The organism is Calothrix sp. NIES-2100, assembly GCF_963875285.1.
In the GTDB taxonomy this organism is placed as follows: Bacteria; Cyanobacteriota; Cyanobacteriia; order Cyanobacteriales; family Nostocaceae; genus Aulosira.
This window is the reverse complement of the sequence record NZ_CAWNLA010000001.1, coordinates 9,568,482-9,579,955: the sequence shown is the minus strand read 5'-3', so window position 1 is coordinate 9,579,955 and position 11,474 is coordinate 9,568,482. Positions and strand designations below refer to the sequence as shown.

8 protein-coding genes are annotated in these 11,474 nt (G+C 43.2%); 2 read left to right on the top strand and 6 right to left on the bottom strand.

All coding sequences use genetic code 11. The features are described from left to right. Window positions 1–260: 260 nt before the first annotated feature. The 5 genes from AACU32_RS38990 to AACU32_RS38970 form a co-directional block, all read right to left on the bottom strand. Window positions 261–1,700, bottom strand: coding sequence for a TolC family protein (locus AACU32_RS38990; protein ID WP_096607557.1), 1,440 nt, complete (start codon window positions 1,698–1,700; stop codon window positions 261–263). A 237-nt stretch (window positions 1,701–1,937) separates the two neighbouring features. Beyond that, complete coding sequence (locus tag AACU32_RS38985) at window positions 1,938–2,609, bottom strand: ABC transporter ATP-binding protein (protein WP_096607555.1); 672 nt, start codon at window positions 2,607–2,609, stop codon at window positions 1,938–1,940. A 92-nt stretch (window positions 2,610–2,701) separates the two neighbouring features. After that, on the bottom strand, window positions 2,702–3,982 hold the full coding sequence (locus AACU32_RS38980) for an ABC transporter permease (protein ID WP_445223210.1): 1,281 nt from the start codon (window positions 3,980–3,982) through the stop codon (window positions 2,702–2,704). Between the two features lie 61 nt (window positions 3,983–4,043). Continuing rightward, window positions 4,044–5,630: an efflux RND transporter periplasmic adaptor subunit gene (locus AACU32_RS38975; RefSeq protein WP_096607554.1), complete on the bottom strand. Its 1,587-nt coding sequence runs from the start codon at window positions 5,628–5,630 to the stop codon at window positions 4,044–4,046. 792 nt (window positions 5,631–6,422) lie between these two features. Beyond that, the gene (locus tag AACU32_RS38970) at window positions 6,423–7,010 is read right to left on the bottom strand and encodes a TetR/AcrR family transcriptional regulator (RefSeq protein ID WP_096607553.1); all 588 of its coding nucleotides are present in this window, start codon (window positions 7,008–7,010) and stop codon (window positions 6,423–6,425) included. 296 nt (window positions 7,011–7,306) lie between these two features. On the opposite strand from AACU32_RS38970, the gene AACU32_RS38965 reads away from it, so the two are divergent. After that, a complete protein-coding gene (locus AACU32_RS38965; protein WP_096608367.1) occupies window positions 7,307–8,191 on the top strand; it encodes a tetratricopeptide repeat protein in 885 nt (294 codons plus the stop codon). Between the two features lie 134 nt (window positions 8,192–8,325). Here AACU32_RS38965 and AACU32_RS38960 read toward each other — a convergent pair whose 3' ends face one another. Then, the gene (locus AACU32_RS38960; RefSeq protein ID WP_096607552.1) at window positions 8,326–8,730 is read right to left on the bottom strand and encodes a response regulator; all 405 of its coding nucleotides are present in this window, start codon (window positions 8,728–8,730) and stop codon (window positions 8,326–8,328) included. A gap of 203 nt (window positions 8,731–8,933) precedes the next feature. On the opposite strand from AACU32_RS38960, the gene gyrA reads away from it, so the two are divergent. Further along, window positions 8,934–11,435, top strand: a complete 2,502-nt coding sequence (gyrA, locus tag AACU32_RS38955) for a DNA gyrase subunit A (protein WP_096607551.1) — start codon at window positions 8,934–8,936, stop codon at window positions 11,433–11,435. Window positions 11,436–11,474 lie beyond the last annotated feature (39 nt).

The following is an 11,474-nucleotide window of genomic DNA, read 5'->3' as shown; positions in this document are numbered from 1 at the left end:
CCACTATTGAGTTGAGGAAAGCCCCTATTGAGTTAACGATAGCGGCTTCTGTTGTTTGTTGGCAAGTTTGCGATCGCAGGTGAATATCTCACGATAAAGCCTGGAGTGCCAAGTATAGCAACCCAGTTGTTTGTGTTATGACATTAACATCGGTCGGCTGAAAATACTCATGACTTCATTCGGCGGGGTCACCCCGCCCCTACGAGTTACGGGCTTGGTAAATTGATGATTGGGATGTATTTTTATTTAGAAGTGCCTAACTAACGAGCAGTTCTAGAAGTGACAGAACGCTGTAAATTAGCCAAAGCGCGATTGTAATCCAAAATAGCTGTAACTCGATTACCTTCAGCCCTTGTCAAGTCATTTTCCGCAGCAATTACCTCTGTTTGCGTACCAACGCCGGCTTGAAACCGCAGCCTAGCTATTTGCAAAGCTTCCCTCGCTTGAGTTAAAGCCAAAGTAGAAGTTTGCACATTATCGAGATTAGATTGCAACTGGAAATAGTATTGTTCCACATCAAAGCGAATTTGGTCACGCTGGTTAGCAAATTGAGTTTCTGCGATCGCAATATTAGCTCGTGACTGCGCTGCTCTGGCTCTGGCTGCACCACCATCAAATAAAGTTAAACTAGCTTGCAGTCCCACAGAATAGCCATCAGCAACACTAATTTCATCGTTAAACCGATCTTGCAAACTATAGCTACCAGTTACACCCAGTTGCGGCCCTAACTGTGAAAGTGCTTGTCGTCGCTGTTGTTCGGCTTGATTGCGTTGTGCTAAAAATTGGGGCAATTCTGGGCGGTTTTGAAAAGCTTGTACAATAGTCTGTTCAAGTGTTGGCTGCCACAACCCAGCTAATTTTACTGGATCGGCGGCACTAATATCAACCGACTGTGGCAAACTTAAGAGCGTGCCAAATTGACGGCGGGCAATTCGCTGCGATGAAATTGAATTAGTCAGTTCTTGTTGGGAATTAGCTAAATTCACTTGAGCTTGTAGTACGTCGAATTGTGTACCTACTCCCGCTTGCAGTCGAGCTTGAGCATCTCGTAAACTAGCTTGGGCATTCGTCACCGCAGACTGATTAATTCTTACTAGTTCATCTGCTCCTTGTAAATTGTAGTACTGGGTAGCAACATTTAAACTAGTTACCAAAGATTGATTTTCAAAATTCAATTCATCTATACGTACTTGTTCCTCAGCAGATCGAATATTAGCTTGTCGGTTACCGGAGGTATAGAGGTCATAATTTATTTGTGCTTGACCGCTAAAAGATGTACTGGATTGAGTTGAACCACGGGTAAACAAATTATTACCATTATTATTCAAATTCCCATTAATATTAGCGTTAGGAAGTAAAGCAGCCTGAGCTTCCCGTAGCGCACCCTGACTACGTTCTAACTGCAATTGCGCTGCTTGTAACTCCCGATTGTTGCGTTTTGCTAGTTCCAAAGCCTGATCCAAAGTAATAGATACATTTCTCTGAATTCTTACTTCCTCTGGTTTGGTAGGAAATTGTAAAGGATTAGGATTGGGGTTGAGATTATCGAGAATCGAGGCAGAATTATTATTTGGAATACTTTGAGATTGCAGTATTTGGGCGGTAGTTTCTGCATCTGCATTTTTGGCGAAAGTTGTGATTAAAAGAGCAACTAGCACTGCAATCCAGGGAGAATGCACACGGAATAAGATGAAATTCATGGGTGATGTGGTAGTAAATTTGGTTTATTTCACGCAGAGGCAAGGCAGTGCGTTGGGCGGGTTTCCCGACTTGAAGCAACTGCCGCGCAGAGCCGCAAAGAAGAATGCAATATTTTTGTCTAAAAAAATGAAATGCTCTAAATATAAAAATTCATCTGTAACTCGATTTCTCTGCGCCTCTGTGACTCTGCGTGAGACGAATTCATAATTGTTGTTTGCACCGCAGATTGAATTTTTTCAGCCCACAATTAAACCATCCTGTACGCGGATAATTCTTTGAGTTTGAGCAGCAATATCTGGTTCATGGGTAACAATGACAATTGTAATTCCTTGTTCATTTAATTCTGTTAATAAATTCATGACCTCGTAAGAAGTTTCCGTGTCTAATGCGCCTGTGGGTTCGTCTGCTAAAACTAATGCAGGTCTGTTTACCAACGCGCGAGCGATCGCTACTCTTTGTTGTTGTCCTCCAGAAAGCTGACTAGGACGGTTCGCCACACGTTCTTTTAGCCCGACTCTTTCTAATGCTTCTAATGCTCTTTGCTGGCGTTTTGGCTTGGGTACATTAGCGTAAACCATTGGTAGCATGACATTATCTAGCGCTGTTGCTCTTGCCAAAAGATTAAATTGTTGGAAAACAAAACCAATTCTTTGATTGCGAATATAGGCTAATTCATCATCATTAAAGGTAGTTAAATTTCTACCTTCAAAAATATAATGTCCTGCGGTTGGACGATCCAAACAGCCTAAAATATTCATTAGTGTGGATTTACCCGAACCTGATGCACCCATAATAGAAACATATTCTCCTTCCTCTATTGAAAGTTGAATTCCCTTAAGTATGGGAACATCAAGTTCTCCTAAGTGGTAAGTTTTCGTAATAGATTCCATCCAAATCATTGTTGTCATTTGTCAGTTGTCAGTTGTCAGTTGTCATTTGTCATTTGCGATTGGGCATTTCTTATTTATCTCCCTTTTCCCCCTTGTCCCCCTTGTCCCCCTTAATCACTCCGTAAAGCGGTAATCGGATCTAATTTAGCGGCATTTCTGGCGGGAATTACACCGGCGATTAAGCCAACGCTTAAAGAAAGTCCAAAACCAACAATTATTGATATCAAAGAAATTACAAATGGAAATTTAAAAATAGTTGAAGCGCCAAAAGCGATCGCCACGCCACTTACCATCCCAATGGTTCCACCGGCAATGGAAATGACGATCGCTTCGGCTAAAAATTGATTTAATATGGCTGAATTGGTGGCTCCTACGGCTTTGCGAATGCCAATTTCTCTGGTGCGTTCGACTACGGAAACTAGCATAATATTGGCAATCCCAATACCGCCAACTACGAGGGAAATTCCGGCGATCGCTACTACCATTACTGTAAATAAACCAACAACGTTGGTAAAGGTGCTGACAATATCAGCTTGGTTAGTTAAGCGAAAATCATCAGCTTGCGGTGGATAGATATTGTGACGCAGGCGTAAGAGATTAGTAACCTGAAACTGCGCCGCTTCTAACTGTTCTTGATCGGCTCCTTTGACTAAAATGCCACTCACAGAAATTCCTGCTAGGGCATTGTTACCAACTAGTCTGGCGGACATACTAGTTAGGGGGATGAAAATTTGGTCATCTCGATCCATTGGCCCCTGAGAACCTTTCGGTTCCATGACACCAATGACTTTATAAGCCTCTCCCCGAATGCGGATGGTTTCATCTATAGGATTGGCTCCCTGGCTAAAGAGAGTTTTCTGGACTGTAGGCCCAAGCACAGCAACCTGTGCAGCAGTATCGAGTTCTTCTTGGGTAAAATATCTTCCCTGTTGGGGATGAGTATTTCTCACTTCTGGGTAGTCCAAATCAGTTCCATAAATTGTTGTTGATGTGTTTTGTCCCGCATAAACAACTTGAGCGCTCCGCTGTAGATAGGCAGAAACCATCTGCGCCGATGGCGCTTGTTGCGCGATCGCCTTAGCATCTTCCCAGGTTAAAGTGCTGCTCGAACCTATCCCTTGACTGATATTTCCACTTCTAGCTGCACCAGCTAAGATTTGAATTACATCTGTTCCCAATGCTTGTATTTGTTGCTCAACTCCTTTTTGTACCCCTTGACCAACGGAAGTAATCGCAATAACTGAAGAAATACCAATAATTACGCCCAGCATCGTTAGTCCTGTGCGTAATTTGTTACTCCATAAAGTCTCTGTTGCCATTGACAAGATTTCTAGCAACGGCACTGTACGGGTATTTTTTGTTTTGTAAAAACCGGGGAATATCTTAAACATAGGGGCTAGGGGCTAGGGGCTAGGGGCTAGAGGGGACAAATGACCATTGACCATTGACTCTTTAAAGTGAACCACCACCTTGAGAACGTCCACCACCGCCACCACCACCGCCTTGAGAACGTCCGCCGCCACCGCCGCCACCACCTACACCAGGGAAGACTCCGCCTCTTGGTGTTGATTGGGGTCTTGACCCTGGTGGGAAACTGAGCAATACTTTTTCTTTTCCTGTCAATCCAGATTTAACTTCGGTAAATTTATTGACAGTAACGCCAGTTTCAATCGGGGTAAATACTGGTTTGTTATCTTGTCCTGCCACAAATACACCTGTGGCATTTTCTCGGCGCACTACTGCTGCTGTTGGTACTACCAGTACATTCTCCAATTGACCTACTTGGAAATCTGTGGTGACGTTCATCCCCGACCGCAGTAACCTTTGCGGATCGGCAAGTGATACTCTGACTTCAAAACTAGTAACGTTTTGGCTGACTACAGATTGGGCGGCAATTTGCCTGACTCTACCTTCAAATATTTTTCCGGGATAAGCATCTGCCCTGACTGTAACTTTCTGACCAATGCGGATTTTAGAAATATTAGTTTCCGCTAAATTGGCGACAACTTCATTGGTAGAAGCTAGAGCCAAAATTGAAGAAGAAGTAGCAGATGATACGTCACTACTCGCCGTTGTCGGAGTGACAAAAGCCCCAGGATCGGCGTATTTTTTGGTCACTACACCTTCAAAGGGTGCGCGAATGATGGTGTCATTAATTTGGGCTTGGACGTTTTGCAGGGAACCACGGGCAGATGTTACTTGGGCGCGTGCTGCGTCTATGTCTTCTTGGCGCGTTCCTGCTTTTACAAGTGCTAAAGCTTGCTGTCTTTGGCTAACTGTAGCTTTTGCTTGCTCGATGTCTTCTGTCCGCGATCCGGCTTTTTGTAAATTTAATGCTTGCTGGGCTTCATTCACCGCAGCTTGGGCGCTGTCACGATCTGCACGTTTTTGGTTGACTGTCTGAAGGGAAATCCCACCAGAATTGTAAAGTTGCAGATTGCGACGGTAATCATCTTCTGCTTTACTCAGGGCAGCTTGGGCGCTTTGTAAGCGTGCTTGTGCTTGGGCAATATCCTGAGGACGATTCCCTGCTTGTACTTTTTGCAAATTCGCCTGGGCTTCGTCCAATGCTCCCTGTGCTTGAGCAATATCTTGAGGACGATTACCTGCTTGGGCTTTTTGCAGATTCGCTTCAGCTTGTGCCAATTGTCCTTGAGCAGAGGTGAGTTGTCCTCGCAGGTTGGAATCATCCATGTAAGCGACAATCTGCCCTTGTTTGACGATATCTCCTTCCTTAGCCAAAAGTGTTTTGAGAATGCCGGAATTTTTCGGGCTGAGGTTAATTGAGCGCTCTGGTTTTACCGTACCATTCGCGGAAACTGCGATCGCTAAGTTCTGCCTTTCTACAGGCTGTGTCAGCACTCGCCGTCTCGCTTGCTGAGTCGGAGCCACAGCTACTTGGTAATAAATTACGTAGCCAATTCCACCTAAAAGCACAAGGGTAAGTAGCCACGGCAGCCATTTAATCCTGCCTTTGCTTCTTTTGACTTCGGGAATCAAAACTGATGAATCTACAGGGTTTGAGGCATCAATTGTCATAGCTACTCTTTTTTTTTAACGGTAAACATGACTTGACCACAATATTTTTGTATAAATTCATGCTAGTAATTATCGTTCATAATCTGCCAAATTGGTGCATGACCAAAGTCACTAGTAATTCCCAACTGGCACATGACCAAAGTCACCAGTTTTTCAGAAATAAAGTGCATTTCAGTGATGCAGCTACACGCGAAATTAAGCCAGCAAAAAAATTATCAGCGCTGTGCCTAGTAAACATTTCACACATGACTAATTTTTATACTTTGTGATCAATAATTGCAACTATCTATCATGTGAGGCTGATTAGCCAAATTAAGCATCAGGTTAGAAAACTGTTTTCATAGTGATATACTGAAAAATCCTCTTATTACTAATATACTTTGTAGCTATCTATATCTTGATTGAATTATGTAACTTTCCAAGTTGCTTTTGTTGCTTGCAAGTGTTCGTAGAGATTGAGTCTAGTTCAGCAGAGCCACTTAATTTGCCTACATTTGTGGTTGTTACTGATAACAAATTGCTACGGTTTAGAGTTAATGCTCTTTCATCGAATAAAGTGTCTAAAATAACTTTAACTAACTCAAGTCAGAACAAATTATTTTCTCAGAGAGTTGGACATCTAATGGTTAAAATTGGAGAATTTTGTTAGCTCATATAAAGCAACTACCGCAGGATATAAATCTACTTACTCGTAGAAAATGACTCAGTAACAACATGCAATTAGAACCCAAAAAGTAAGCAATCACTTATTAATAAGTCAAAAAAAGATTGATAGAAGTTGCTCGGTTGTAGCTATCTGGGAGAAATTCCTTGCCAGAGAATGTCCACAAGATTGTCAACAAATACTAATTCATCTGTGGGTAGAGATTCTGGCGATGATATCTGCTCTAACAATACATGGTTCATTAAAGACCCTAATAAAATATGCGCGATCGCCTGCGGTTGGCAAGGGCGAAGCCGACCCTGTTTAATCTCAAACTCCAAAAAACTAGTTAATACCTTGACATCCCGAATTGGCTTTGATTCTAGCTTCAATCCCATTTCTGGAAGTGCATTTCCTTTAGCACGCAGCATCATCATTCGCGGCATAACATCACGGTAAAATTCGAGAATTCCAACACAAACCTGATTCAGGTTGGCTTTGAGTTCGCCTTTACCAGAGAGTGATTCCAGCTGATTCACCCAAGGGGGTGTTTCTGGAATTCCCATCGCCGCAAAAAACAATTCTTCTTTGGTGGAGAAGCGTTTGAAAATCGATGCTTCAGAAATACCAGCTTTTCGCGCTATTTCTTGAGTTGAACCGCCGAAGCCTTTCTCTAAAAAGACTTCTGTTGCCGCCTCTAAGATTTGCTGATTGGTTATTTTGGGAAGACGCGCCATAAATAAGTGAGTGTATACTTATTAATTTAAAAGTTTTTCAGAGGAATGTCAACTCAAGGATGAAGGATGAAAAACTTCATCCACAATTCGGAGTTTGTGGGAAAGGTGAACTCGTTGACCCTTCTGGAGATGAGGGAGATAAGGGAGACAACCAGACGCAGGGACAGGGAGAATGACAACTGACAAATGACCAATGACAAATGACTATTGACTATTGACAAATTTGCCTTTCGTCTAGAGCGGAGATCGTTTAAGCTAGCTGAAAGATTCGTTGATTTGTGGTAAGAGGGGGTAGTGTGCTTAAAAATGTTAAACTAATTTCTTTTCTAGTTGTCTGTAGTTTGTGGAGTATGCCAAAAGCTGCGCAAGCACAGGCCCTAGTACCGCATACACTGCAACTTGATACAGGGAAATTGGAAAAACAAGGTTTGAGCTTGGCACAAGAAGCGGCTCAACTAGGTCAGTTTCAACAGTTTGAGTTAGCTTTACCACGAGCTAAGCTGGCTAGTCAACTAGCTCCGCAAAATGATAAAGTTTGGTTTCTCTTAGGTGGTTTGCATCTACAAACGAAAAAGTTTGATGAAGCGATCGCGGCTTTGAAAAAAGCACAATCTCTCAATCCAAAAAATCCTGATGTGTTTTTTGCGATTGGTTCAGCTAACTTTCAGCAGCAGAAATATCCAGCAGCGATTGCTAGTTACCAAGCTGGCTTGAAGTTAAAACCCAACGATCCAGAAGGTTTATTTGATTTAGGGAATGCTTACTATATGACTGGTCGCTTACCAGACGCGATCGCTCAATATCAAAAAGCTGTGTCCCACGATCAGAAATTTTGGCCGGCGATTAACAACACTGGCTTAATTCAATATGAACAGGGTGATATCCCAAGTGCAATTAAGCAATGGCAAACTGCCGTATCCTTGGATAAACAAGCCGCAGAACCTTTATTAGCCTTGGCAGTGGCCTTATATACTAAAGGCGATCGCCAACAAGGTTTAGCAATGGGAGAAGCGGCAATCCGCATCGATCAGCGCTATGCTGATTTAGATTTCCTCAAGCAAAATCTTTGGGGTGAGCGTCTACTCTCTGACACCAAAAAATTCCTGGAATTACCCAGAATTCAAGCAGCTCTACAGCAAAAGGAAAGTCCATTAAACCCAAGCCAACCGCCTGCTCAATAGGAGAATAGTGATTGGCAATTGGTAATTGGAACCGCTTTTACCCAATACTCATTACCACTTGCCGAACCATCCCCTTTCATAGTACATATATACTCAGGTAACTTCGGAGCATTGCTGACAGCAGTCACCAATTCTCAGCTTTTGTCTGTGGGTAGAAGTGCCAGGATTTGGTCAACAAAAAGTTGATGGTCAACTACAGGCTTAGAGATGTAGCCGTCAGCGCCGCTTTGCTTCAAGAAGTTCTCGCGATCGCCTTCCATAGCGTGAGCGGTAACCAGAATTACAGGTAAATTGGCTGTTTTTGGGTCAGCTTTTAACATTTGTGTAATTTTGATGCCATCCACAGATTTACCTTGGTAAACACTTCGGGAGAGAGAAACGTCCATTAATATCAGGTCTGCATCGCCAGCTTGGGCGATTTCGATTACTTCTTCCACATTTTCTGTATGTTTAACATCTAAGCCACCGCGCTTGGTCAAAATCTTGGAAAAAACGCGAGCATTGATTAAATCGTCTTCTACAATCAAAACAGTTTTCATGAGAATTTAACTTATGAGAATTGGGGGGATGAACTCCTTTTTAGTCTTCAATGTGTCTCCCCGTCATCAAGGATAATACTACTGCTTTTTATCCTATGACTATCAAGATTTGGTTAGAAATTGCTTTTCATCCGTTATGCTGTGGTTGTTGCAGCGTTAATTTACAGCGACTTTTGTGTAGTTAAATTTCAGGGAACAAGCTCATGGCAAAACAGTTAAACCTTCTCTCAACGGGACAGGTAATCACCACAGCCCTGCACACTGAGATGCAACGGTCTTACCTAGAATATGCCATGAGCGTAATTGTAGGGCGAGCGTTACCAGATGTGCGTGATGGCTTAAAGCCAGTGCATCGGCGGATTTTGTATGCGATGCACGAACTGGGATTGACACCGGATAGACCCTATCGCAAATGTGCCCGTGTCGTGGGCGATGTCCTAGGTAAGTACCACCCCCACGGCGATCAAGCGGTTTACGATGCCTTAGTTAGGTTAGTACAAGACTTTTCCAGCCGCTATCCCTTACTAGCAGGACATGGTAACTTTGGTAGCGTTGACAATGACCCACCAGCCGCGATGCGTTACACAGAAACGCGCCTCGCCGCCATTGGTCATGAAGGAATGCTGACAGAAATTGGCGAGGAAACGGTAGAATTTATCGGTAACTTCGATAATTCCCAGCAAGAACCAACAGTATTACCAGCACAGTTACCATTTTTATTACTTAATGGCTGTTCTGGTATTGCTGTGGGAATGGCGACAAATATTCCGCCCCATAATTTAGGGGAAATTGTTGATGGTCTAATCTCCTTAATTGACCAGCCAGATTTATCAGATGAAAAATTATTCGACCTAATTCCTGGGCCTGATTTTCCCACCGGTGGAGAAATTATGGGGTCAACCGGAATTCGGGAAGCATACACCACAGGTAAGGGTAGTATTGTTTTACGCGGAGTCGCAACCCTAGAAGAGATACCACCTGTTAGAGGTAGTAAGCGACGGACGGCAATTATTATTACAGAACTGCCATATCAAGTAAATAAAGCAGCCTGGATTGAGAAAGTCGCAGAATTAGTAAATCAAGGGCGTTTGTTAGGAATTTCTGATATTCGTGACGAGAGTAATCGCGAAGGAATGCGCGTAGTCATTGAACTCAAACGCGATATCAATCCCCAAGAAATACTCCAACATTTGTATCATCAAACCGCTTTACAAACCAACTTTGGGGCCATTCTCTTAGCGTTGGTAGATGGACAACCCCGCCAGTTAAGCTTACGCCAGCTGTTGCAGGAATTTTTAAGTTTCCGGGAGCAAACCCTTTCACGGCGCTACAGTTACGAGTTAGGTAAAGCCGAAAGTCGCCTGCATTTGGTAGAAGGGTTACTATTAGCTTTGTCTAACGTCGATACAGTAATTGAAATTTTGCGCCAAGCGGCTGATGGTAGCACCGCCAAAATTAGTCTTTGTAGCCGACTAAATTTCACGGAAGTACAAGCAGATGCTATTTTAGCTATGCCATTGCGCCGCTTAACCAGCTTAGAACACCAGAATTTGCAGCAGGAGTTTGAGCAACTGACAGCACAAATTAATTTATTACGGATATTATTGAGCGATCGCAAAGAATTACTCAAAGCACTGAAAAAAGATTTGCGATCGCTCAAGCGCAAATACAGCGATCCGCGTCGGACTAAACTACTACCTTTGAGTGCGGAGGTGAAAAAACCCGAAGAGAAGGGGAAAGTTCGCCAACCAACAGAAGAAGATGAGGAAAATCCTCAATCCTCCCTACCCGCAGAAGAAACGATTTTAGAATTTACCCAACGGGGATATGTGCGCCGGATTCAGCCCAACGGTAAAAAACCCAAAGCTGAAAATGGTCTTAATGATAACGACTTTATCATCCAAACTCAGTTAACTGACACAGCAAAAGATCTGTTGGTACTTACCAGTGGAGGTAAAGTCTACCCGGTGACGGTAGGAGATATCCCCCTGATTACGGGGCGTTCTCCCAAGGGAAGACCACTGATCACCATGCTGAGTAATACAGCTCAAGGTACTCAAGAAGCTGTTGTTAATCGCTTTGTCATACCAGAAAATGCTGAAACTACTCAGATGATTCTGTTGACAAAACAAGGACGAATTAAGCGCCTGTCTTTGGAAGAATTGACTAACCTCACACGTCGGGGAGTGACAATTGTCAAGCTCAAAGACGATGATGAATTATTATTAAGCCAATTCACTACTACAGGAAAACATCTGATTGTCGCCAGTTCCAATGGACGTTTATTAAAATTTCCCGTGAATGACGAACAACTACCCGTTATGGGTCGTGCTGCTATGGGACTCCAAGCCTTACGAATGCTCAAACATCAGCAAATGGTAGGCTGTGTAACGGTGAATGAACAAGAAGATTTGTTGCTAGTTACCGAAGAAGGATATGCCAAGCGTTTTCCTGTAAATCAGTTACGATCTGCCAATAGAGGAGATTTAGGCACGCAATACCTAAAATTCACGAACAAAACTGACAATTTAGCCGGAATGGTAGCAGCGATCGCCTCTGCTGAAGTAGCGTTAGTGACAAATAAAGAACGGGTAATGCGCCTACCAGTAGAAAGCGTACCCCTATTGAATAGAGATAGCAAAGGAGAAAGCATCCTCCAACTCCACCGTGATGAAAAAATCATCACCGTCGTCGAAGTGCGTTAGCTGAATTTTTCCGCCATAAAATTATTTTCCCCCGTATGG